We start from the raw sequence: 23,236 nt of genomic DNA on the forward strand, positions 1-23,236 counted from the left end.
AGTCCCTCTCAGATGGACAAATTATTCATTTTCATACGCATCATTTCGCTGAGCGCAGGAGAAGCATCGCTTTTCACGCCAGCTTCCCACGCCGCACGGGCCCCTTGCTTATCGCCTTTGCTCAACAGAATTTCGCCGCGCAAATCAGCCACAATCGCGGTCCAGCCTTCACCTTTGATGCTGTCGAGGGTTTTCAGCGCCGCATCAGCCTGTTTCATCTGCAGCTGAACGCGGGCAAGACGCATATTGATAACCGATTTCAGATTATCATCAGACGCGGCCGCCAGCCCCTGCTGAAGCTGCTTTTCAGCGTTCGGCAGATCGTTCTGTTCAACAAAATGTTGTGCCAGCTCGAGGGAAGCGAAGGCGCCGTAGGTATTTTTATTATCAGCCGCGAACTTCTCCGCCCCTGACAGCACTTCTGGCGTATTCGATTTCAGCGCGGAAGTTGCCTGTTCGTAAGCCAGCGAAACGTCTCTGGCCGTATCCTGCTGATGGGAGGTCCAGTAGCGCCAGCCAACCAGCGCACCAACCCCTAAAATCACCCCGACCGCCAGCGCTTTGCCGTTTTCGGCAAAGAAACGCTTCAGCGCATCGACCTGATCGTTCTCGTTGTTAAAAGTTTCCACGCAGTCCTTCTCCTGACTAATAATTCCCGGGAGATTAACCCAGAAGTGTGCGCAAATGCGCGGCAACGCTCTCCTGCGTTACGGTAGTTTGCTCACCTGAGCGTAAATCCTTCACTACCACGTTTCCGTCAGCGATCTCTGACTCACCGACCACCAGGGCGATACGGGCGCCCCATTTATCGGCGCGGGCAAACTGCTTCTTAAAGTTGCCGCCGCCGTGGTTGGTCATCAGCTTCACGCCGGGCAGCGCATCGCGAACCTGCTCAGCCAGACGCATTGCAGCAGACTGAGTATCGGTCCCGGAGGCTACCAGGTATATATCGACAACAGGATCGGCTTTAAATTCCGGATTCACTGCCTGGACCAGTAAAACAAGGCGCTCTAACCCCATAGCAAAGCCCACGCCCGGGGTAGCACGACCGCCAAGCTGCTCAACCAGACCGTCATAGCGGCCGCCGGCGCAGACGGTGCCCTGGGATCCGAGGCTGGTGGTCACCCACTCGAACACGGTGCGGTTATAGTAGTCGAGGCCGCGCACCAAACGCTGGTTGACGCTGTAGCGGATCCCCGCATCATCGAGCAGCGCGCACAGGCCGGCAAAGTGGGTTTTCGACTCTTCGTCGAGGTAGTCGCCAAGCGCCGGCGCGTCGTTCAGCAGCGCCTGCACATCCGGGTTCTTGGAGTCCAGCACCCGCAGCGGGTTGGTGTACATCCGGCGTTTGCTGTCTTCATCCAGCTTATCGGTAAACTGCTCCAGGTAAGCCACCAGCGCGTCGCGGTAGTTGGCTCGCGCTTCCAGCGAACCGATGGAGTTCAGCTCAAGGCTGACGTGATCGGAAATGCCCAGCTCACGCCACCAGCGCGCGGTCAGCATAATCAGCTCGGCATCGATGTCCGGGCCCTGCAGGCCAAACACTTCGGCGCCGATCTGGTGGAACTGGCGGTAGCGACCTTTCTGCGGACGCTCGTGACGGAACATTGGCCCGACGTACCACAGACGCTGTTCTTGATTGTACAGCAGACCATGTTCGATGCCGGCACGTACGCAGCCCGCCGTCCCTTCCGGACGCAGCGTCAGGCTGTCGCCGTTGCGGTCCTCAAAGGTGTACATCTCTTTCTCAACCACGTCGGTCACTTCACCGATCGCGCGTTTGAATAACGGGGTCTGCTCTACAATCGGCAAACGGATTTCGCTGTAACCGTAGCTACCGAGCACCTGCTTCAGTGAGCCTTCAATGCGCTGCCAGAGAGCGGTTTCGCCCGGCAGATAATCGTTCATGCCACGGATGGCTTGAATGTTCTTTGCCACGTTTATTCTCTTTATATATACAAAAATGAACCCCGGCGCCTTGCGCCCGCAGGTTCAATCATACACGGGAAGCGTATCGCTTCCCAACACGTTATTTTGCTTCAAGCTGTTGAACGTCAATACGACGGGCTTCATCGAGCATCGAGGCTTTGGCACGAATACGCGCTTCCAGCTGGTCGATCATGTCGTCGTTATCCAGTCGATCTTTACGCACGCCGTCCTCATACAGACCGCTTTTCTTGTTGCCGCCGGTCACGCCGAGGGTGGAGACCAGCGCTTCGCCCGGACCATTCACCACGCAGCCGATGATCGAAACATCCATCGGAGTGATAATGTCTTCCAGACGCTGCTCCAGGGCGTTTACCGTACCGATAACGTCAAACTCCTGGCGCGAGCAGGTTGGGCAGGCAATGAAGTTAATGCCGCGAGCACGAATGCGCAGGGACTTGAGGATATCGAAGCCGACCTTGATCTCTTCTACCGGATCCGCCGCCAGCGAGACGCGCAGCGTATCGCCGATCCCCTCGGATAACAGCAGGCCCAGACCGATCGCGGACTTCACTGCGCCGCTACGTGCGCCGCCCGCTTCAGTGATCCCGAGATGCAACGGCTGATCGATTTGTTTCGCCAGCAGACGATAGGATTCCACCGCCAGGAAGACGTCAGACGCTTTAACACTGACTTTAAACTGATCGAAGTTCAGACGATCGAGATGATCGACGTGACGCATGGCGGATTCAAGCAGCGCCTGTGGCGTCGGCTCGCCGTATTTTTCCTGCAGATCTTTTTCCAGCGAGCCGGCGTTGACGCCGATGCGGATAGGAATGTTTTTATCGCGCGCGCAGTCCACGACCATGCGGATGCGCTCTTCGTTGCCGATGTTGCCCGGGTTGATACGCAGGCAGTCAACACCGTATTCCGCGACTTTCAGCGCAATACGGTAGTCAAAGTGGATATCGGCGACCAGCGGCACGTTAACCTGCTGTTTGATAAGTTTGAACGCTTCGGCGGCGTCCATCGTCGGAACAGAGACGCGGACGATGTCCGCGCCCACGCGCTCTAACGCTTTGATTTGGTTTACCGTCGCGGCCACATCGGTGGTGCGCGTATTGGTCATTGACTGGACGGCGATGGGAGCCCCATCGCCAATTGGCACATTACCAACGTAAATACGTTTAGATTTTCTACGTTGAATCGGAGCCTGGTTATGCATGAAAAATCTCCCGCGTTACCCGTCTGTTACTGCGCCGGTGATTGTTCGGCATTGAGGGTCAGACGCGCAACCTGGTTAGTTCTGATAAAACGACTCAAATCGACAGGCTTGCCGAGGAACTGGATCTGTACCGCGGCCGGAGCGCCAATTTTCAGTTTATACGGCGCCTGCCCGCTCAGGTTCAGGTTGCCGCCTTTACGCTGCAGGCCGCTGAACAGTTTTTTACCGGTGGCATCGCTCACTTCCAGCCAGCAGTCGGCGGAAAAGTTCATCACCAGGTCCTGAGCCGCCGCAGCCGCCGTCACGTTCGCCTGATCCGTCGGTAATGGCGCGGCTGGCGTTGCCGGGGCCGTCGCGGCGGTATCGACATTCGCCTGAGAAGGCGCCACGACAGCGTTATTGTCCGCTGGCGTCTGAGCCGGGGCGCTGGTCGTCGGAGCACTGGCGGTATCGGTTGGCGCACTGTTCGCGGCGCTATCGGTGCTTGAGGCTGCCGGCGCGCTGGTATCCAGCGGCACGTTCTGGCTGTTGGCATCACTGCCGTTCAGCTCAGCGGAAGACTGATCGGCCATGGTCGAGATCTCTTCCTGCTGCGCCTTGTGGTCTTGCCACCACCAGGCGCCGCTCAGGCCAATGACCACAAACAGCACCAGCCAGGTAACGCTCATCAGCCAGCCATCGCGCTTTTTGCGACGCTTGCCTAAAGAGAAGCTCTGCATTGGCGCCACCTTCGCCGCCCTGATAGGCGCCTGCTTGGCCATCATCGGCAGCAGCTCTTCTTCAGGGATATGTACGAGGCGAGCGTAGGAGCGGATGTACCCGCGCAGGAAGGTGGAGGCGAGGTCGGCAGGTGCCTTATCGTCTTCAATATCACGAACCGTGGACACCTTCAGGCATAAGCGTTCAGCCACCGCTTGCTGGCTAAGTCCGAGTTGTTCGCGGGCGTGACGCAGACGCGCGCCCGTGGTGTTTGCTTCTTGATGATCTTGAGTGGCTTCAGTATTCATTCGCTACAACTACTGGTACGTGAAATTTAAAGTTCAGCGCGGGAAAACGCCGGCGCCGCGAGACATCTGTGGTACGTCAGCCTCACAGTATAGGACTGTCAGGCGCGCGATCACAGAGACGAATCAAAATTGAATGCTAAGCGGTTGTTGAGCCGCTACATACTGCCTCAAAGTCGACAAAAACGCACCGTAATTATTAACCGAATCAGTGTATTTCGCCTGGTTATTGGTCATAAATATGACCCGCGCCGCCTGTGCCGCGCGGGTCATCATTTATCAGACCGCTTTTACGTCAATCGCTTCACCCTGCATCCGCTTACGCAGCGTACGCTTGGTACGGTCAATAACATCGCCCGCCAGCTGACCACAGGCGGCATCGATATCGTCGCCGCGAGTTTTACGCACGATGGTCGTAAAGCCGTACTCCATCAGTACCTTGGAGAAACGGTCAATGCGGCTGTTGGAGCTGCGACCATACGGTGCCCCCGGGAAGGGGTTCCATGGGATCAGGTTGATCTTGCACGGGGTGTCCTTCAGCAGCGCCGCCAGTTCGTGAGCGTGCTCGGTACCGTCGTTGACGTGATCCAGCATGACGTACTCGATGGTCACCCGACCCTGGTTGGCGTTGGACTTCGAAATATAACCACGCACCGAGTTGAGGAACGTCTCGATGTTGTATTTTTTGTTGATCGGTACAATTTCGTCGCGGATGGTATCGTTCGGCGCGTGCAGGGAAATCGCCAGCGCAACGTCGATCATATCGCCGAGTTTATCCAGCGCCGGCACCACGCCGGAAGTCGACAGGGTCACGCGACGTTTGGAGAGACCAAAACCGAAGTCATCCAGCATGATTTCCATCGCCGGGACGACGTTGTTGAGGTTCAGCAGCGGCTCGCCCATGCCCATCATTACCACGTTGGTGATAGGACGCACGCCAGTGGTCTTCACCGCGCCGACGATTTTCGCCGCGCGCCAGACCTGGCCGATAATTTCGGAAACCCGCAGGTTGCGGTTAAAGCCCTGCTGAGCAGTGGAGCAGAATTTACATTCCAGCGCGCAGCCTACCTGAGAAGAGACGCACAGGGTGGCGCGGTCTTCTTCCGGGATATAAACGGTCTCGACGCGCTGATCGCCAACGGCAATCGCCCACTTGATGGTCCCGTCGGTTGAGCGTTGCTCTTCAACCACTTCCGGGGCGCGGATCTCGGCGACTTCTTTCAGTTTGCCGCGCAGGACTTTGTTGATGTCGGTCATTTCATCAAAGTCGTCGCAGCAGTAGTGATACATCCATTTCATCACCTGATCGGCGCGGAAAGGCTTCTCGCCCATGTTTTTGAAAAACTCGCGCATCTGCTGACGGTTTAAATCCAGCAGGTTGATTTTGGCATCTTTGTTCGGCACCGTCAGAGCGGCGGTATCAGGCGTGACAATTTGTTCAGACATAATATTTTCCGGCCTCGTTATTACACGTTATGGCCCCATGTGGGTTGAAAAAGAAACGCCCCGGAGAGCGACTGCTCGTCCAGGGGCGCTATATTCTACAAATTCTGGCGCATCATTGCCACGTTTGCACAGAGCAATGAAAAAAAATCTGTTACGGACTGCTCAATCCTCTAAGGCTTTTCGATTGTCGCAAGGCGGCAAGCAAGTGAATCCCCGGGAGCATAGATAACTATGTGACCGGGGTGAACGCGCGCAGCCAACGCCGCGACGGTCGAAAAGACGACGAGGATTAGCGAGTGCGCGGGCAAACCTCGCCTTCAGCAAAGAAGAACGCGATTTCGCGAGCAGCGGACTCTACAGAATCGGAACCGTGGGTGCCGTTCTCGGTGAAGCTGTCAGCGTAGTCAGCGCGCAGGGTACCGGCCAGAGCGTTCGCCGGGTTGGTGGCGCCCAGCAGGTCACGGTGACGCTGAACCGCATTTTCGCCTTCCAGTACGGAAACCACGATCGGGCCGGAGGTCATGAATTCAACCAGACCGTCGAAGAACGGACGACCTTCGTGCTCAGCATAGAAACCACGAGCCTGCTCAACGGTCAGATGCAGCATTTTGGTGCCGACGATTTTGAACCCTGCAGCTTCAAAGCGAGAAAAGATGCCGCCAATAACGTTTTTTGCCACCGCGTTTGGTTTGATGATGGAAAAAGTACGTTCAATAGCCATGATTACCTCTAATTAAATGTTCTGTTGTTGCGCATACGATCGTATGGCCTGGCGCGCATTATAATGAGCAACGTCGGCGATGCCTACGGATGAAGGTAACATTTTGTTAAAATAAGATGAGTATTGGAAACACAAACTGCCAACAACAAATTTACCCTGGTTATTGCAGGGTGAAACTGGCGGCCGCCGTTTGTCCTGCCTCATCCATGACCACCAGCTGCCACTCGCCGGGCTTATCCAGCGTTAGCGTGGTTGTCGCACCGGTAGCGTCTAACGGCTGGCCGTTGATAAACCACCAGCGTCGCCCTTCCCCACCGCTGGTTTGCAGGGGTAACACCACCCGCACCTCGCCCGGCAGACGTTTTATCACCGCCCCTTCACGAATACCTGACAGCACCAGCGGCGCGGCATCCTGAGTTTGCAGCGGCGGACACGCTGTCGATACCGGTCCCAGACGCGCACGTCGGCGCTCGCTGGCCGGCAGCCAGGGTTCCAGCGGTAGCGGCCAGACATCAACAGAAGTTTCTGTCGCACCCGGACAATCCGCGGCCACCCTTTCCCCTGCTGCGTTGCGCCACACCGGGAAGCGGATCCCGCGCACGCCCTCCTGCCCGGGCAGCAGCAGCGTCGGTGGCTGGCTGGCATCCAGCAGCCAGCTGGCTAAGCGCCGGCGGCAGTTGCTGTCACCGGCCGGTAGATCCTGCCCGCCTGGCCAGCAAATAGTCCCGCGGCTCACCGTTTGCGGGCGCGGGTCGACCGGCAGACCGCCGCGGCTCATCGCCTGGCGCGCCAGCAACAGATTATTGACCTGATTGAGCAGCGGCACGGCGCTGGCGAAGCCAAACTGGCCCACCACCGGTGTACCGTCAGGCCGTCCGGTCCAGATACCTATCAGATATCGCGCATTGAGGCCGACCGCCCACGCATCGCGATAGCCATAGCTGGTGCCGGTTTTCCACGCCAGCGGGACCACTTGCGGCAGTGAGGCATCGGGAACCGGTTGCGCTTCGCTGGCCATAATGCGCCGGACAATCCACGCCGCGCCGGGTGACATCAGCGCCCGTTCCACCAGCGGCGCGTCAGGTTTCATGCGCAGCCGCGCCGCCTTGCCGTGACGGGCAAAGGCGCTGTACGCCGCGACGATATCTTCCAGCCGTGCCCCGGCCCCACCGAGGATCAGCGACAGATTCGGCTCAGCGCCAGCGGGCAGCATCAGGGGCAGCCCGGCGTTGCGTAAATTCGCCGCGAAACGTTTGGGCCCATAGGCTTCGAGCACCTGAACCGCAGGGAGATTCAGCGAGCGCACCAGGGCTTCGCTGGCGCTCACCGGGCCATGAAAACCACTGTCAAAATTGCCGGGGCGATAGTCGCTAAAACGCCGTGGAACATCCTGTAACAACGATGCCGGATGAATCAGCCCGTCATCCATTGCCATCGCGTAGACAAAGGGTTTCAGTACCGATCCCGGCGAACGCACCGCCGAGACCATATCAATATGACCGAAGCGGCTGTCGTCGGTGATATCCGCCGAGCCCACCCAGCCGCGGACTTTCATATCCGTGTGGTCGACGACAACAATCGCCAGTGAGCTGCGCGGCGGCAGGCGCGATTTCCAGTTCAGCGCCAGATCCTCAAGCTGACGCTGGAGCCCGGCATCAAGAGTCGTCACCACCTTTTCATCCCGACTGGTCGCCAGCGCCCGGCGTGAAAAAAGCGGCGCCAGCTGCGGCATCTGGCGCGGAAACAGCCACACCGGCTCCTCCATCGCTTCCTTCACCGCCCGTTGCGGCCAGACGCCCTGGCTGACCATGCGCGTAAGGACTTTATCGCGCGCCGCCTGGGCCCGCTGCGGCCAGCGGTCCGGACGTAAACGGCTGGGCGCCTGCGGCAGGACCGCCAGCAGCGCCGCCTCGCCGTAGCTGAGCTGAGTGGGCGGTTTACCGAGATAAGCCCAACTGGCCGCGCCGATCCCCTGCAGGGTGCCGCCAAACGGCGCGCGGTTCAGATACAGAGTTAGAATATCGCTTTTTGACAGATGCCACTCCAGCTGCAGCGCCCGCCATAGCTGGCGCAGCTTGCCGCCGAAGGTGCGTGGATGAGGGTCGAGCAGACGCGCGACCTGCATGGTGAGCGTGCTGCCGCCGGAAATGACCCGCCCGGAGGTTAAATCCTGCCAGGCGGCGCGCAGCACCGCGAAGGGATTGACCCCTGGATGTTTCCAGAACCAGCGGTCTTCATACTGGATGAGCGCCTGCAGATAGCGCGGCGACACATCGGCGAGAGTCACCGGATAACGCCAGACGCCCTGCGCATCGGCAAAGCGCCAGAGCGGCGTGCCGTCTTCCGCCACTACCACCCGAGCAGGGGTGACCTCCTGCAGCGGCAGCGGCCACAGGCGATCGGCGGCCAGCACCGCCAGCCACAGCAGAAAAATAAACGCCGCCAGCCAGTGCCAGCGGCGTTTTACCCGAGGCAATACGCGCATTTACGGCGTCACGGTGAGCGGACCGCTGGCCGCCCCGGTCGCCCGCCACTGCGGCACATACATCGATTCCACCTGCGGCTGCGGAACCTGATAAGTGCCCGGCGTCACCGCCCGCGCCAGATAGACCAGCGTCACCGGCTGGCCTTCATTGACAGCGACAGCGGCGACGAAACGGTCGTCACGGAACTCGATATGCTGAATATCCGCCTGCTGCATCTGGTTGAGCAGGTTTTGCACCGCGTCGCCATTTTCCTGCAGACTGGCGCTGCTGTTGGCCAGACTCTGGTTTTCCAGCTCGAGACCGGCTGGCAGCAGGTCGACGATCAGCGCGTCAGGCACGTTGCGTTTGGCGGTCACCTCCAGCTTCACCAGCACCAGTTCGCCGCTGCGCAACGACGTCAGCGATTTCTGCTGACCCTGGGTATCGAAAATAGTGCGTTCAATCCCCAGGACGTTACCGCCTGGCTGCGGCGCGCTTTGTGGATAGCCGCTGCTGTCCAGGCGCAGCCACAGCGGCTGACTGCCGGTATTGCTCACCTGCAGCGCCGCCAGCCGATCGCCGTCGAGGTTGCGGGTTTGCGCTTTGTCGCCGGCCAGCGGCTCGGCCTGCAGTGAGGTTTGCGCCTGCCAGTTGCCCGGCAGGTCCGCCAGCGAACGTCCGGCAAGGAACAGGGCATTGGTTTCCTGGGTCGACAGCCAGCGCTGACCGTAGGCTTCTTCCGACAGCATGCTCAACAGCTTATTTTGCACCTCCGGCAGCAGCTTGTTCTCTTCCAGCAGCGCCAGCTTCAGGGCGTCATCGCGAAGCGGGCTGCCGTAATCACCCAGCCAACGATTCTCATCCTGGCGCGGGGTGGTCACCGCCAGCTTCATGGCCTCATCGCCGCGCGGCGCATCGCCCATGGTTTTCAGCGCAATGCCGAGCTGCAGCAGCGGCAAGCCGGAGCGCGCCTGGTCGTAACGGCTCCAGATTTCACGCAATGCGCCAAGCGGGGCTTTTTGCTGACGTGCCAGCACCAGCGCGGCATACGCCTGGGCGGCAAAGCGGCTGGCCTGGGCATCATCGCTGTAGCGCACGGTCATCAGCCCCGGCTCCTGCAGATAGCGCAGCAGGCGTTCGTTACCTTTATTAATGGCGTTGACCGGTACGCTATAGCCCTGCTCGCCCGCGCGGACGAGGAAGTCCATAGCGTAGGCGGTCAGCCAGTACTCTTCCGGCCCCTCTTTATCCCACAGCGCAAAACCACCGTTTTCCAGTTGCATCTGCAGCAGGCGCGAGATACCAACATCGATTGCCGCGCGGCGTTTTTCATCGCTATCGCCGCTGATGCCCAACGCTTTTAGCTGCGCCGCGCTGGTGTACAGCGACGGGAACAGGCCGCTGGCGGTCTGCTCAAGGCAGCCGTAAGGATAGGCTTTCAGCTCACGGATATAACGGGCAAGGTTCAACGGCGGTTTACCGCTGAGCAGCAGCTGGCCCTGCAGCGTTTGCGGGGCAAAGCCCTGGCTCTGCGCCGCCGGCGCCTGCCAGCTTTCGCCGGGCTGCAGCACCGCGCCGCTGTTGACGGTCTGGGCCGGGAACGCCGGACGGACGCCGATTTTCCACTGTTTTTGCAGCGGGGCGAAGGTTTCACCCGGCAGGCTCAGGCCGCTGATGGTCGCGCTCACTTGACCATCGCCGAAGCCCGCCAATGCGCTGACCGGCACGAATAGCGTGCTGCGCGCCCCTGGTGCCAGTTGCACCGGCGGCAACTGACCCTCGGTCAAGGTCACCAGCCCGCTGGCGGCAAGATGTACCTGCAGAGTTTGCGGTTTATCGGTCAGATTGCTGAGATCAAGCGCCAGACGCGTGGTATCGCCGCTGGCGAGGAAGCGCGGGGTATTCAGTTCGGCGATAACCGGGGCGGCCACCACCACTTTATCTTCGCTGCTGCCGAAGTCATCGGCCGTCCACGCCTGGGCCATCACCCGCAGCTCGCCGTTAAAATCACCGATGGGTAACGTCACCGTGCCTTCGCCCTGATCGTTCAACACCACCGGCTGCGCCTGCTGGGCGACGATCGTCACGTGGTTGACCGGCGGTTTGCCGCCGCGTTTTAACTCGTCGCCATCGCCGCCGAAGCGCAGGCTGGCCACACGCCCCTGCCCTTCAATCACCTGGCCGTAGATGTCATAGATATCTGCGCCGTAACGCTTCTGGCCAAAGAAGGCGTTCCACGGATCCGGGGTGGCGTAATCGGTAATATTCAGCACCCCGCTATCCACCGCCGAAAGCAGGACATTGACCTGTTTCGGCGCCTCGCCCTCTTTGACGCTGGCTTTCACTTTCACCGTCAGCGGCTGGTTGGGGCGCATTTTGTCCGGCGCTTCCAGCGCCAGCGTCAGGCGGCGGTTTTCATCGCCCAGCGGCAGATGCAGCAGGCCCACCGCGCGTTTTGGCGTCGCCGAGCGGGATTTATCACCGGGGCGAACCACCAGCGTGCTGAGGTAGAGATCGTGGCGGTTCCAGGCTTTATCCACCGGAATAGACAGATCCATCCCCTCGGCAGGGACGTCAATCTCCTGCCACCACAGCGGCCCTTCGCTGGATTCCACCATCGCGTAGCCTTTACCCGCCGCCGGGGCGGCAATGTGCAGCTTGATGGTGTCGCCCGGTTTATAGCTCGGTTTATCCAGCTTCATGGTGACCCGGTCAGGACGCGCCGCGCCGGTACCTTCGCTGTTATCCTGCCAGCTATAGCCGGCCCAGAAGCGCACGCTGCTGACCACGTCGTCCGGCCCTTTCACCTCCAGGCGATATGAGCCCCACTCTACCGGGAAGCTCACTTTGCCGGTTTGTCCGGCCTGCAGATCCAGCGACTCCTCACCCTCCTGCAGATCTTTTTGATCGAACTGCGACTGCCAGCCCTCGCTATCGGACCAGTTCCAGTAGTAGTCGCGCCGCTCGCGGATCAGCCGTACCTGCAGGCCCGAGACCGCTTTTTTCTCGCCTTTGGCGTCGGCATAGACGATGTCAAACGCGGCGTTACTGTTCTCATCGACCACCGGCTGCTTCACCGTGGTGTCGGTGCGGTAATCGTAAACGTCCTTCAGTGTAAATTGCGGGCGGATCCCCGGCAGCGCCTCGGCAGGCCAGATCGGCTGCTTAACCGTACGGGTCACCGGGCGACCGCCGGATTCCAGCAGGCTCGCCTGCAGCACCACCTGCAGCGGCGAGTGGCTATCCTGCCACTGGCTTGAGGTGGTCACTTCGCCACGGCCTTTTTTATCCAGCGTCAGCTGGACTTCATCCAGACTACGGGAGAGGTTTTCTTCCGCGATATCGCCGAACTGGAAGCCCGGCAGCGCGGCAACGGCATCGCGCAGCGGGCGCAGGAACAGCTTGCCCTGCAGCTGATTGCCGCTGGCCGGCGCACCGTAGAGATAAGCGCCGCGGACGCCAAAGGTGACGTCGGCATCCGGCGCGACTGGCGCCGCCTGCGGCGTCAGGTTCAGGGCCATGCGTTCCGGCATAAAGTCCTCGACGTGGAAGTCCCATTCGCGCGGCTGGTTATCGCCGGTGCTGGCGCGAATGTGCCACATACCGGTGGCCGCGCCGCTGTCGAGCGGATAAGTGAACTGGTACAGACCATTCACCGGTTTGCTCATCACCGAGCGGATCACCTGGCCATCCGGCTGAACCACCTCCAGCTTCACCGGCTGCTCCGCCAGCGGCTTGCCGTCGCTATCGCGCAACAGCGCATTAAGGATGACGGTTTCACCCGGGCGATAAAGGTCGCGCGGGCCAAACATAAAGAACTGTTTGCTAAAGCCGGGCGCCCCTGCGATAGAGAATTCAGCCAGATCCAGCGCCGGCAGCTTGAGGTCGAGCAGCGTCGTCTGCCCCTCTTTGCGCGCCAGCAGCAGCGCGGCTTCTTTATCGGTTTGCAGGGTGACATGGCCCTGGCTGTCGCTTTTCGCCAGCGCCAGCGTCTGCCCTTTGGCATTGAGCAGTTGCACCTCAATGCCCGACTGGGCAGCGCCGTTTTCCAGGCTCTGGGTAAAGACGTCCAGCCGGTTATGGTAGCGATGCGCCGAGACGCCGATATCGCTGAGGGTAAACAGCGTCGCCGCGTTGCTGTAGCTATAATGGCCCGCCGGGTTCATGACCGCCACGTAGACACCCGGCTGCTGGAGCGGCTTGATATCGTTCAGCGGCAGCAGCAGCTTCTCGCGGGTATTGCGTGCCGGGTTGAGATCGAAGCGGCCGGTATAGACCAGATCCGCCATCTTCAGCAGCTCATCAGACTCCCAGTTGCTTAACGAGTTGCGGTATTCCCACTGGCTGACAAACGCGGAGAGTGATTCCGGCTTAATACGGAAGAAATTGACATCGACATTGTCGACGTTCAGCGCCATCACCGGCAGCCCGGCGACCACGTTGCCCGGCAGCAGCGAGCCGCGGCTGGCGAAACCAACGCTCGGTGCGATATCGCGGGTGGTCAGGGTCTTCTCGAACGGTTTGTCGAGCGTAGCCTTGTTCAGGGCGGTCAGCGTCGGGTCGACCGAGACAATCAGCTCGCGCTTTGGCTCAAGGTGACGCAGACGCAGCTCTTTCAGATTCGGCGCCAGCTCCCAGGCACCGTCCACCTTACCGCTTTTCTTGTCGACCAGATGTACGCTGCGGGAGAAATCCTGGTCCGGCTGCAGCGGCACGGAAAACGTCAGCACCAGGGTCGCGGCGCCATCCAGTTGGACTTCCGAGGCGTCGATCAGCGTCAGCGCTTTGCCCTGACTTTTTTCCGCCAGCGCCGCCAGCTGGGCGCTGTCCGGTTTTGTCGTCGTGTCTGGGCTGCTATCCGCAGCTGGCGCCGGGGCAGTGGCCTGCGGCGTACTGCTGTCATCACACCCGGTTAATGAAAATGCGGTAAGGAGCGCCAGTGACAGCGCCGCTAAACGAAATGGTTTCATCCTTCTAACCCCTCGGCCGGTGGGCCTGATGCAAATTATCACTTTTTATTATGCGTTAAGGCGGCACTTCTCAACAGTGATGACGCGGGTTTCTGCCGATTAATCAGAAAAGTGCCGTGACGTCGTCCCCACTATGACGTCCTTAACTTGTCAGCGTGAGATAAAACGCCGACAATTCAGTCATGAATCGTAAAACGGAGGCACCCATGTCCACCTCGTTTTTTATCGCCGCCGACTGGCTGGCAGAACATATTGATGACCCGGAGATCCAGATTATCGACGCCCGCATGGCGCCCGCCGGGCAGGAGGCCCTGCGCGATATGGCAGCGGAATACCGCGCCGGCCATGTGCCGAACGCGCTGTTTTTCGATATCGAGGCGCTGTCCGATCATACCAGCCCGCTGCCGCATATGATGCCGCGCGCCGAGGCGTTTGCCGTCGCCATGCGCGAGCTGGGCGTCTGCAGCGATAAGCACCTGGTGGTTTATGACGAAGGCAATCTGTTTTCCGCGCCTCGCACCTGGTGGATGCTGCGCACCTTTGGCGTGGAGAAGGTGTCCATACTGGCCGGTGGGCTGGAGGGCTGGCGGCGCGACGAACTGCCGCTGGAGCAAGGCGTGCCGGAAGTAGCTGAAGGGGAATTCGACGTGCGTTTCGATCCCCAGCAAATTAAGCGCCTGACCGACGTCCTGCTGGTCAGCCATGAAGGGTCGGCGCAGATTGTCGATGCCCGTCCGGCAGCCCGGTTTAACGGCCTGGCCGACGAACCGCGCCCGGGCCTGCGTCGCGGGCATATCCCCGGCGCGCTTAACGTGCCGTGGACTGAGCTGGTGATTAACGGCGAGCTGAAAACCGTCGACGAGCTGAACGACATCTTTTTGCGTCAGGGTGTCGATTTTGAACGGCCAATCATCGCCAGCTGCGGATCGGGGGTGACGGCGGCGGTGGTCGTGCTGGCCCTCACCACGCTTGGCGTGAATGGCGTCTGCCTGTACGACGGCTCCTGGAGCGAATGGGGCGCACGGACCGATCTGCCGATTGAACCGGCCTCTGCCGCTCAGTAAACACGGCCTGACCGCGGGCGGTTCCCTCCCGCGGTCACTAAATAATTTCTGATTTTCCCTCCCCCTTCCTTCTGCTTCTCGATAAACCGGTTACTCTGTGCTGCCGCAGGGTTTGTACCTGCCGTATTCGCTTTGCCTGATGAGGAGGCAGAGCACCGGTACGGAATTCCTCAGGGCTGATAGCGCATCCAGTCCGTCCCAATCTGATGTCACCACAAGGAGTGAAAATGGCATTAGTCTCCAACCCACATTCTGCTTATTCGCCGCGCCTTCCCTGGCTGGGAGGCATAGCTGGCCTGCTGGCAGGCGGCGCGATCCTTTATTTTTGGCCGCAATGGAACCGAACATGGTTAAGCGTGATTCCTGCGCCGGTCTCCGTGTATACCCAGTTTCTCGGGGTCACTCTGGAAGAGGTCCCGTTGATCACCTATGGCCATCAGGCGCTGCTGGGTTTTCTGATGGTGCTGCTCGCGCCCGGCTACGGAAAATCGACCCTTGCCGCGTGGATGATGCATAACCCTGCGTCAAGCCGGCGCTGGCCCGGCGAGGTACTCCGTGCCTGGGGCATAAAATTTGGCCTGCTGATCATCGTCTTTTGCAATCTGTTCTTTTTGTCCCGGGTCGGATCCGGAACCCTGGCGTTATATATTTTTATTCTCCAGCACGTCAGCGTTGCCGCGGCGGTGGCGTCAGGGGTGCTGCTCCTGCGTGACGCCCGGCGTCTGGCCCGCACGTTTGACGCTCCGCTGGCGGATCTGCGTCTCCTCGTGATACTCACTCTGGGGTTCCAGACGATTTTGCCAGCGCAGATCGCGCTGATGAGCGCCCGGGGCGTGAATACACCGCTGGGCTGGTACATTGTTATCGCGCAAATGGCAGGGGTGTTACTGGCGTTTATGCTGGTCGGCGGGCTGGTGGCAGCGCTACGTTCTTTGCTGGGCGAGGAGAGATGTCGGGCATGGCGTGGGGATATGGCGCTCTTCAACGGCATTGTCACGCTGTGTGTGACGGGATTTCTCCTCTATAACATGGTGTCAGCCTATCCGCGGATCTTTGCTGCGCTGCATTAACCCTGGCAAAGCCGATTTTCGGCCTCACACTGGAAGCATAAAGAAACAGCGGGGGCAGCCGCCCCCGCTGTCAGATAATGCGGTTTTGTTTGAAATCGCGCAGGAAGCTGCCCCAGCGCTTTTCATAGAACGGCGTGATATGGGCAATCATAAAATGGCTGATGCCCTTCTCGCCTTCTACCACCTGGCAAATATCGATAGGTTCATCGCCTGGCAAGGTATCGGTGGCCACGCTGCCGGTGGTCTGAATAACGGATTCAATATCCCCTTCAGCTTCAATGCCGATCAGCAAGTTGGCCGGTGCGTCGACACGCTCTTTAATCGAGCACAGGAACGCCCGCTTGACGATCTTCAGCGTTTTAAACAACGTGGTCAGGGAATCCACCATCTGCGCCGGCGGGTCGGCGACTTCAGACAATAACAGCGCTTCGCCGCCTTCCAGTACTGTCTGGGTACTGAGCGGGCTGCCCTCTTCACCGAGCAGATGGCTGATCTCCCGCGGGGTGAACTCTTTGCCGCTCGGCAGCTTCGGGTTGAGGAACAGCGATTCGCCCAGTGTCATCGCCATCAGTGTGCGGGCCGGCATCATCACGAAAGCTTGTTCGTCTTCCACCGCCTGCTGCAGCGCCTCCAGCGAGGTAAAGAACGGGATCACCGAGCTGCCGTCATCTTTTTCCCAGTGCTGCAGATCCAGCGCGCTGTCTTCGACAATCTGCTCACCATCGGCTGCACTGCCCGGTACCCAGACGGTCGCCTCAAGCAGCGCGCTGAAAAATGCCGGACGGTGGGCGGGCTCGGTCGCCGCTTTTTCCAGCAGGGTTTCTAATTCATTTTTCGTATCAGACATAGTTTGGCTACTTCACAATGAATTGCCCGGCGGTGCTACGTCCACGCGGGCATACGAGTTTCCAGTCCGGGTAAGCGTAGCGCCACCCGGCAAAGCCGTTACTCGGCCGTCAGCAGGTTAGCAATGGTACGTACGCCAAGACCCGTCGCGCCCGCCGACCACTGCTCAACGGCAGATTTACGATAGGTTGCCGAACAGTCGATATGCAGCCAGCCCTGATGGTAGTTTTCCACGAAGTGGGACAGGAAGCCCGCCGCGGTACTGGCGCCAGCCGGATAGGCCGCGCTGCCGGTATTGTTCAGTTCTGCGAAGTTCGACGGCAGCTGATTACGGTGGAACTCGGCCAGCGGCAGACGCCAGAAGGCTTCGTTTTCCGCCTGCGCGCTCGCCAGCAGGCGATTCGCCAGCGCATCGTCAAAGCTAAACAGCGCATGGTAGTCATTACCCAGGGCAGTTTTCGCCGCGCCGGTCAGGGTGGCGGCATCGATGATCAGCTGCGGCTTCTGCGCCGAAGCGTCAATCAGGCCATCCGCCAGCACCAGGCGGCCTTCGGCGTCAGTGTTCATCACTTCAACGGTTTTGCCGTTACGATAATGAATAATATCGCCGAGTTTAAAGGCGTTACCGCTGATCAGGTTGTCGGCGCAGCACAGGTAGAGCTTCACGCGCTTGTTCAGCCCGCGAGAAATGGCAAAAGCCAGCGCGCCGGTGATGGTCGCCGCGCCGCCCATATCGGATTTCATTGAATCCATAAAGGCGCTCTGTTTGATGCTATAGCCGCCGGAATCAAAAGTAATGCCTTTGCCCACCAGGCAGGCGTATACCGGGGCTTCTTTATCGCCGGTTGGGTTATAGTCCAGCGCAAGCAGGACCGGCGGACGCTCGGAGCCGCGGCCCACGGTGTGCAGACCAAGATAGCCCTGCTCACGCAGATCTTCACCTTTGGTGATGCGATAGCTCATCTTCTCGCCCGCCACACTGCACAGCAGGTCGACGGCGCGCTGCGCCAACTGCTCAGGACCCAGCTCTTCCGCCGGGGCATTGATGGTGTCGCGCACCCAGTCAATAATGGTCAGACGGTTGTCCAGCTCGCTACGCTGCGCATCGTCCAGCGTCGGCCATTCGACCTGGCGCTTCCCCTTCGGCCCTTTGTAGCCGGCCCAGAACGCCCAGGCACGATCGGTGTCCCAGCCTTCGCCGCTTAACGCGACATGTTTAATGCCCATACCGTCAATTTTACGCGCCGCACGCTGAATCAGGCCCAGGTCGTCTTTGCCGTTGAGGTGCAGGGCGATGCCGTCGTTATTAATGCTGTAAGACGCCTTTTCTCCCCAGCGCGCATCGGCTGGCTGAGTAGAAAGCGTAATCTTCATGGCTTCGGTCATTATCATTATCCTTCTTAGCAAACGGGCCACCGTATGGCAGCCCGTAAAGTTCTCTCACTCGATGATTCATCCGACTTAAACTGCCGCATAAATCATGACGCGAAAATTATTCGGCTTCGTCTAACCAGACTAGCAGAATCGCCTCGAGAATTTTTTCATTGGATGCGTTTGGGTCGTCATCAAACTCTTCCAGATCGCAAATCCACTGATGCATGTCGGTAAAGCGAACGGTTTTCGGGTCGAGATCCGGGTAAGCGTCGTACAAGGCTTCGCCGATTTCACGACTGTCGGTCCATTTCAGTGCCATATTAGTGCTCGCGTGCGTGGTTGATGGTGTAACGCGGGATCTCAACGACCAGATCTTCGTCGGTGACGCGCGCCTGGCAGCTCAGGCGGCTGTCAGGTTCCAGTCCCCAGGCTTTATCCAGCATATCATCTTCATCTTCGGTACTTTCCGCCAGCGAGTCAAAGCCTTCACGCACAATGCAGTGGCAGGTGGTGCAGGCACAGGATTTTTCGCAGGCGTGTTCAATCTCGATGCCGCTACGCAGCGCCGCATCCAGAATGGTTTCACCGGTCTCAGCTTCCACAACGATGCCATCCGGACACAGGTCCTGGTGCGGCAGAAATACAATTTTTGGCATTTTAAACCTCGTCCACGGATTGGCCTTTCAGCGCGATACGGACCGACTGATCCATACGGCGGGCGGCGAATTCCTGGGTTTGTGTGTCGATATTTTTAATCGCTTCTTTAATGGCGTCGGCATCGTCGCCTGCCGCAGCGGCGCGCACTTGCTCCGCGGCGGCATCGATAGCCTGACGCTCCGCGGCGCTTAACAGCGCGGCATCGGCGGCCAGCGCGCTGACCAGGCTTTCCAGAACGCGGGCGGCTTCCACTTTCTGCTCAGCCAGCATACGCGCCTGGACATCCTGTTCGGCATAGCTCATCGAATCTTTGATCATGGTGGCGATTTCGCCATCAGTCAGACCGTAAGACGGTTTCACCTGGATAGAGGCTTCCACGCCGGTCGATTTTTCCATCGCCGTGACGCTCAGCAAACCGTCGGCATCGACCTGGAAGGTGACGCGAATATGCGCCCCGCCCGCCGGCAGCGCCGGGATACCGCGCAGCGCAAAACGCGCCAGCGAGCGGCAATCCTGCACCAGCTCACGCTCGCCCTGCATCACATGAATGGACATTGCCGTCTGACCATCTTTGAAGGTGGTAAACTCCTGCGCGCGGGCCACCGGAATAGTGGTATTACGCGGGATGACTTTCTCCACCAGCCCGCCCATCGTTTCCAGCCCTAACGACAACGGGATAACGTCGAGCAGCAGCAGTTCGCTGTCCGGCTTGTTGCCGACCAGAATATCCGCCTGAATCGCCGCGCCGATGGCGACGACTTTGTCCGGGTCGATGGAGGTCAGCGGGGTGCGGCCAAAGAATTCGCCAACGCGTTCGCGCACCAGCGGCACGCGAGTGGAACCACCGACCATCACCACTTCCAGTACCTCTTGCGCCTCAACGCCGGCGTCTTTCAGCGCACGACGGCAGGCCAGTAAAGTACGTTTTACCAGGGAGGCAATCAGATCGTTAAACTGGCTACGGGTGATATCGCCCTGCCAGCCGCCAACCTCGACGTGCGCCACCTCAGCATCGCTGAGGGCGATTTTCGCCGCGATGGCGGCATCCAGCAGCTCGCGCTGCAGGCGGTTATCGCTGCGGTCGCTGAAGCCCGCCTGCTCGCGCAGGTAGTCCGCCAGCAGATGGTCAAAATCATCGCCGCCGAGAGCAGAATCACCGCCGGTGGCCAGTACTTCAAACACCCCGCGGCTTAAGCGCAGAATAGAGATATCAAAGGTGCCGCCGCCGAGATCATAGACCGCAATCACCCCTTCCTGACCGGAATCGAGGCCGTAGGCGATAGCCGCCGCGGTCGGCTCATTGAGCAGGCGCAGCACGTGCAGCCCCGCCAGACGCGCCGCGTCTTTGGTCCCCTGACGCTGAGCATCATCGAAGTAAGCGGGAACGGTAATCACCACGCCATCAAGTTCGCCGCCCAGCGCTTCGGTCGCCCGGGCGGCCAGCGCTTTGAGGATATCGGCGGAGACGCGAATCGGGTTCAGCAGGCCGCCGGCGGTCTGGATCATCGGCAGACCGTTTTCACTGGCCTGCAGCTGATACGGCAGATGCGGATAGCGGTTTTGAATATCGGCGAGGGAGCGCCCCATCATTCGCTTCACCGAGCTGATGGTGTTCACCGGATCCTGGGCGGCATTCAGCCGGGCTTCATAGCCGACGGTCAGTCCCGAGGCGTGGTAGTTCACCACCGACGGCAGCAGATAGCGACCTTGATGATCGGGCAGAGTTTCGGCCTGGCCGCTACGCACGGTAGCCACCAGAGAATTGGTGGTGCCCAGGTCTATGCCGGCCGCCAGACGACGCTGGTGCGGCGCGGCGCTCAGGCCGGGCTCACTAATTTGTAATAAGGCCATAATTGCTTCCGAAAATTAAAAATCGAGCAGTTTTTCTTCGAGTTCTTCAGCACTGCTGCGCAGTTTATCGAGAAAACGGAGCTTACGTACCGTGTCCGCCGCCGCCTCCCAGCTCTCATTATGCAATTGTTCAACCATCAGTTGATGGCGGGTATCAAACAGCGCTTTCACTCGTTTGATAAAGTCTTCCAGCCGCACATCGTCTTTCGCCTTACCGATCTCATCGAGCTCTTCACGCAGTTCCAGCTGTTCCATCAGGAACGCGGTATCGCGGACGGTATGTTGCTCGCTGGCGAGGTCGAAGCCGTGCAGCGAAAGGAGATATTCCGCTCGGGTCAGCGGATGGCGCAGAGTTTGCCAGGCCTGGTTAATGGTGGCGGAGTGCTGAACCGCTACCAGCTGTTCCGCAGCAGGCGCGCTGGCAAATTTATCCGGATGGTACTGGCGCTGCAGATCCTGATACCGGACAGCCAGTTGTTCAAGCGAGAGGGTATAGCTGGCTGGTAACCCGAAGAGGGTGAAATAGTCCATAGTAACCTCAGGGTCATGCATCTAAATTAAAACCCCACGCGCGGCGTGACCGCGGTGGGGTTGGGGATGACCGATTATACGTTAAAGCTTTCGCCGCAGCCGCACTCATCTTTGACGTTAGGGTTGGTGAACTTGAACCCTTCGTTGAGGCCTTCTTTGACGAAGTCCAGCTGAGTGCCGTCGAGGAATTGCAGACTTTTGCCGTCGATCACGACCTTCACGCCTTTGTCTTCAAACACGGTGTCTTCAGCCGCCGGCTCGTCAACAAACTCCAGTACATAGGCCATACCCGAGCAGCCGGAGGTTCTCACGCCCAGGCGCAGGCCAAACCCTTTACCGCGGTTCGCCAGAAAGGCATTGACTCGCGCTGCAGCACTGTCGCTAAGAGTAATCGACATAACAAAACCTCAACTAATTATTTTGCTTCACGTTTGCTTTTGTAATCCGCAATCGCGGCTTTAATCGCGTCTTCCGCCAGAATAGAGCAGTGAATTTTCACCGGCGGCAGTTCCAGTTCATCGGCGATATCGGTGTTCTTGATCGCCTGCGCTTCGTCCAGGGATTTGCCCTTCACCCACTCGGTGACCAGGGAGCTGGAAGCGATGGCGGAACCACAGCCGTAGGTCTTGAAGCGCGCGTCTTCAATGATACCTTCATTGTTGACTTTAATCTGCAACTTCATCACGTCGCCACAGGCCGGCGCACCGACCATGCCGCTGCCGACGTTCTCGTCGCTGTTGTCAAAAGAGCCGACGTTGCGCGGGTTTTCGTAATGATCGATGACTTTTTCGCTGTATGCCATGTTGAATTCTCCTTATCGGTGCCGAATTAGTGATGTGACCATTCAATACTGTTCAGATCCACGCCCTGCTTGAACATTTCCCACAGCGGAGAAAGGTCGCGCAGACGGCCGATGGAGTTGCGAACCAGATTGATGGTGTAGTCAATCTCTTCTTCGGTAGTGAAACGACCTAAAGAGAAACGAATAGAACTGTGCGCCAGTTCATCAGTCATACCTAACGCGCGCAGCACGTAGGATGGCTCAAGGCTCGCGGAAGTACAGGCTGAACCGGAGGAAACCGCCAGGTCTTTCAGCGCCATAATCAGCGACTCACCTTCAACGTAGTTGAAGCTGACGTTAAGAATGTTCGGCGCGCCCTGCTCGAGGTCGCCGTTCAGATAAACTTCTTCCATATCCTTCACGCCGTTCCACAGACGGTTGCGCAGGGTGCGCAGACGCGCCATTTCGCTTTCCATCTCTTCTTTGGCGATACGGTAAGCTTCACCCATGCCGACGATCTGGTGAACAGGCAGAGTACCAGAACGCATACCGCGCTCGTGGCCGCCGCCGTGGATTTGCGCTTCGATACGAATACGCGGCTTACGGCGAACATACAGCGCGCCAATGCCTTTCGGACCGTAGATTTTGTGGCCGGAGAAGGACATCAGGTCCACTTTCAACTGGCTCAGATCGATAGGCAGCTTGCCCACGCTCTGGGTGGCGTCTACGTGGTAAATGATACCGCGGGCGCGACACATCTCGCCGATGGTAGCGATATCCTGCACCACGCCGATTTCGTTATTCACATGCATGATGGAAACCAGGATGGTGTCGTCACGCATCGCCGCTTCCAGCTCTTTCAGATCGATAATCCCGTTGCGCTGCGGCGCCAGGTAGGTCACTTCGAAGCCTTCGCGCTCCAGCTGACGGCAGGTATCCAGAACCGCTTTATGCTCGGTTTTGCTGGTGATGATGTGCTTGCCTTTTTTCTGATAAAAGTTGGCTGCACCCTTGATCGCCAGGTTGTCGGATTCCGTCGCACCAGAGGTAAAGACGATTTCGCGCGGGTCGGCACCGACCAGCTCGGCAATCTGATTGCGGGCGATATCAACCGCCTCTTCAGCCTGCCAGCCAAAACGGTGGGAACGGGAGGCCGGGTTACCAAAGGTCCCGTCCATGGTCAGGAACTGCATCATTTTCTCGGCAACACGCGGGTCCACCGGCGTGGTTGCGGAGTAATCGAGATAAATCGGTAATTTCATTGCTCTTAAACTCCGTACATCACTCAATGCAAGGAATCAGGCA

At 59.2% G+C, this 23,236-nt stretch carries 19 protein-coding genes; 2 read left to right on the forward strand and 17 right to left on the reverse strand.

The window, feature by feature from the left end:
* Positions 1-8: 8 nt before the first annotated feature.
* From CWM54_RS18595 to CWM54_RS18630, 8 genes are all read right to left on the reverse strand, one after another.
* Positions 9-629 carry a YfgM family protein gene (locus CWM54_RS18595; protein WP_061153675.1) on the reverse strand — a complete coding sequence of 207 codons (621 nt, stop codon included), beginning with the start codon at positions 627-629 and terminating at the stop codon, positions 9-11.
* A gap of 34 nt (positions 630-663) precedes the next feature.
* Positions 664-1,938: a histidine--tRNA ligase gene (gene hisS / locus CWM54_RS18600; protein WP_061153674.1), complete on the reverse strand. Its 1,275-nt coding sequence runs from the start codon at positions 1,936-1,938 to the stop codon at positions 664-666.
* 91 nt (positions 1,939-2,029) lie between these two features.
* Entirely contained in the window at positions 2,030-3,151 is a 1,122-nt protein-coding gene (gene ispG, locus CWM54_RS18605) for a flavodoxin-dependent (E)-4-hydroxy-3-methylbut-2-enyl-diphosphate synthase (RefSeq protein ID WP_061153673.1), read from the reverse strand.
* A 26-nt stretch (positions 3,152-3,177) separates the two neighbouring features.
* Positions 3,178-4,158: a cytoskeleton protein RodZ gene (gene rodZ / locus CWM54_RS18610; protein ID WP_100681103.1), complete on the reverse strand. Its 981-nt coding sequence runs from the start codon at positions 4,156-4,158 to the stop codon at positions 3,178-3,180.
* 276 nt (positions 4,159-4,434) lie between these two features.
* The gene (locus CWM54_RS18615; protein ID WP_008803802.1) at positions 4,435-5,601 is read right to left on the reverse strand and encodes a bifunctional tRNA (adenosine(37)-C2)-methyltransferase TrmG/ribosomal RNA large subunit methyltransferase RlmN; all 1,167 of its coding nucleotides are present in this window, start codon (positions 5,599-5,601) and stop codon (positions 4,435-4,437) included.
* A 289-nt stretch (positions 5,602-5,890) separates the two neighbouring features.
* Complete coding sequence (gene ndk, locus CWM54_RS18620) at positions 5,891-6,322, reverse strand: nucleoside-diphosphate kinase (protein WP_004114414.1); 432 nt, start codon at positions 6,320-6,322, stop codon at positions 5,891-5,893.
* A 160-nt stretch (positions 6,323-6,482) separates the two neighbouring features.
* Positions 6,483-8,807, reverse strand: coding sequence for a peptidoglycan glycosyltransferase PbpC (gene pbpC, locus CWM54_RS18625; RefSeq protein ID WP_100698077.1), 2,325 nt, complete (start codon positions 8,805-8,807; stop codon positions 6,483-6,485).
* The gene (locus CWM54_RS18630; protein WP_100698079.1) at positions 8,808-13,757 is read right to left on the reverse strand and encodes an alpha-2-macroglobulin family protein; all 4,950 of its coding nucleotides are present in this window, start codon (positions 13,755-13,757) and stop codon (positions 8,808-8,810) included. It lies immediately after the preceding gene.
* 206 nt (positions 13,758-13,963) lie between these two features.
* Between CWM54_RS18630 and sseA the strand changes: the two genes are divergently transcribed.
* Both sseA and CWM54_RS18640 read left to right on the forward strand, forming a co-directional pair.
* Positions 13,964-14,821, forward strand: coding sequence for a 3-mercaptopyruvate sulfurtransferase (sseA, locus tag CWM54_RS18635; RefSeq protein WP_100698081.1), 858 nt, complete (start codon positions 13,964-13,966; stop codon positions 14,819-14,821).
* Positions 14,822-15,048: 227 nt separating this feature from the next.
* Complete coding sequence (locus CWM54_RS18640; protein WP_100698083.1) at positions 15,049-15,891, forward strand: hypothetical protein; 843 nt, start codon at positions 15,049-15,051, stop codon at positions 15,889-15,891.
* A 70-nt stretch (positions 15,892-15,961) separates the two neighbouring features.
* Here the strand turns inward: CWM54_RS18640 and sseB are convergent, their stop codons facing one another.
* The 9 genes from sseB to iscS form a co-directional block, all read right to left on the reverse strand.
* Positions 15,962-16,738: an enhanced serine sensitivity protein SseB gene (gene sseB, locus CWM54_RS18645; RefSeq protein WP_100698085.1), complete on the reverse strand. Its 777-nt coding sequence runs from the start codon at positions 16,736-16,738 to the stop codon at positions 15,962-15,964.
* A 98-nt stretch (positions 16,739-16,836) separates the two neighbouring features.
* Positions 16,837-18,123 (reverse strand): aminopeptidase PepB, encoded by a 1,287-nt coding sequence (pepB, locus tag CWM54_RS18650; protein ID WP_100698087.1) that lies wholly within the window; start codon positions 18,121-18,123, stop codon positions 16,837-16,839.
* A 106-nt stretch (positions 18,124-18,229) separates the two neighbouring features.
* Entirely contained in the window at positions 18,230-18,430 is a 201-nt protein-coding gene (gene iscX, locus CWM54_RS18655) for a Fe-S cluster assembly protein IscX (RefSeq protein ID WP_002913954.1), read from the reverse strand.
* 1 nt (position 18,431) lies between these two features.
* A complete protein-coding gene (fdx, locus tag CWM54_RS18660) occupies positions 18,432-18,767 on the reverse strand; it encodes an ISC system 2Fe-2S type ferredoxin (protein ID WP_004201872.1) in 336 nt (111 codons plus the stop codon).
* Between the two features lies 1 nt (position 18,768).
* On the reverse strand, positions 18,769-20,619 hold the full coding sequence (gene hscA / locus CWM54_RS18665) for a Fe-S protein assembly chaperone HscA (protein WP_061153664.1): 1,851 nt from the start codon (positions 20,617-20,619) through the stop codon (positions 18,769-18,771).
* 15 nt (positions 20,620-20,634) lie between these two features.
* The gene (gene hscB, locus CWM54_RS18670) at positions 20,635-21,150 is read right to left on the reverse strand and encodes a co-chaperone HscB (RefSeq protein ID WP_100698089.1); all 516 of its coding nucleotides are present in this window, start codon (positions 21,148-21,150) and stop codon (positions 20,635-20,637) included.
* Positions 21,151-21,224: 74 nt separating this feature from the next.
* Entirely contained in the window at positions 21,225-21,548 is a 324-nt protein-coding gene (gene iscA / locus CWM54_RS18675) for an iron-sulfur cluster assembly protein IscA (protein ID WP_002913979.1), read from the reverse strand.
* 17 nt (positions 21,549-21,565) lie between these two features.
* Positions 21,566-21,952, reverse strand: coding sequence for a Fe-S cluster assembly scaffold IscU (gene iscU, locus CWM54_RS18680; protein ID WP_002913991.1), 387 nt, complete (start codon positions 21,950-21,952; stop codon positions 21,566-21,568).
* Between the two features lie 26 nt (positions 21,953-21,978).
* Entirely contained in the window at positions 21,979-23,193 is a 1,215-nt protein-coding gene (gene iscS / locus CWM54_RS18685) for a cysteine desulfurase (protein WP_061153662.1), read from the reverse strand.
* Between the last annotated feature and the right edge of the window lie 43 nt (positions 23,194-23,236).

The organism is Klebsiella sp. D-Nf1, assembly GCF_002810515.1.
In the GTDB taxonomy this organism is placed as follows: Bacteria; Pseudomonadota; Gammaproteobacteria; order Enterobacterales; family Enterobacteriaceae; genus Klebsiella; species Klebsiella variicola.

Excerpts from the sequence above, each read along its gene's own strand:
- rodZ (WP_100681103.1), bottom strand. The coding sequence starts at position 4,158 with ATGAATACTGAAGCCACTCAAGATCATCAAGAAGCAAACACCACGGGC.
- hscB (WP_100698089.1), bottom strand. The coding sequence starts at position 21,150 with ATGGACTATTTCACCCTCTTCGGGTTACCAGCCAGCTATACCCTCTCG.
- iscX (WP_002913954.1), bottom strand. The coding sequence starts at position 18,430 with ATGGCACTGAAATGGACCGACAGTCGTGAAATCGGCGAAGCCTTGTAC.
- pbpC (WP_100698077.1), bottom strand. The coding sequence starts at position 8,807 with ATGCGCGTATTGCCTCGGGTAAAACGCCGCTGGCACTGGCTGGCGGCG.
- sseA (WP_100698081.1), top strand. The coding sequence starts at position 13,964 with ATGTCCACCTCGTTTTTTATCGCCGCCGACTGGCTGGCAGAACATATT.
- CWM54_RS18630 (WP_100698079.1), bottom strand. The coding sequence starts at position 13,757 with ATGAAACCATTTCGTTTAGCGGCGCTGTCACTGGCGCTCCTTACCGCA.
- sseB (WP_100698085.1), bottom strand. The coding sequence starts at position 16,738 with ATGTCTGATACGAAAAATGAATTAGAAACCCTGCTGGAAAAAGCGGCG.
- fdx (WP_004201872.1), bottom strand. The coding sequence starts at position 18,767 with ATGCCAAAAATTGTATTTCTGCCGCACCAGGACCTGTGTCCGGATGGC.
- pepB (WP_100698087.1), bottom strand. The coding sequence starts at position 18,123 with ATGACCGAAGCCATGAAGATTACGCTTTCTACTCAGCCAGCCGATGCG.
- iscS (WP_061153662.1), bottom strand. The coding sequence starts at position 23,193 with ATGAAATTACCGATTTATCTCGATTACTCCGCAACCACGCCGGTGGAC.
- ispG (WP_061153673.1), bottom strand. The coding sequence starts at position 3,151 with ATGCATAACCAGGCTCCGATTCAACGTAGAAAATCTAAACGTATTTAC.
- iscA (WP_002913979.1), bottom strand. The coding sequence starts at position 21,548 with ATGTCGATTACTCTTAGCGACAGTGCTGCAGCGCGAGTCAATGCCTTT.
- hscA (WP_061153664.1), bottom strand. The coding sequence starts at position 20,619 with ATGGCCTTATTACAAATTAGTGAGCCCGGCCTGAGCGCCGCGCCGCAC.
- CWM54_RS18640 (WP_100698083.1), top strand. The coding sequence starts at position 15,049 with ATGGCATTAGTCTCCAACCCACATTCTGCTTATTCGCCGCGCCTTCCC.
- ndk (WP_004114414.1), bottom strand. The coding sequence starts at position 6,322 with ATGGCTATTGAACGTACTTTTTCCATCATCAAACCAAACGCGGTGGCA.
- iscU (WP_002913991.1), bottom strand. The coding sequence starts at position 21,952 with ATGGCATACAGCGAAAAAGTCATCGATCATTACGAAAACCCGCGCAAC.
- CWM54_RS18615 (WP_008803802.1), bottom strand. The coding sequence starts at position 5,601 with ATGTCTGAACAAATTGTCACGCCTGATACCGCCGCTCTGACGGTGCCG.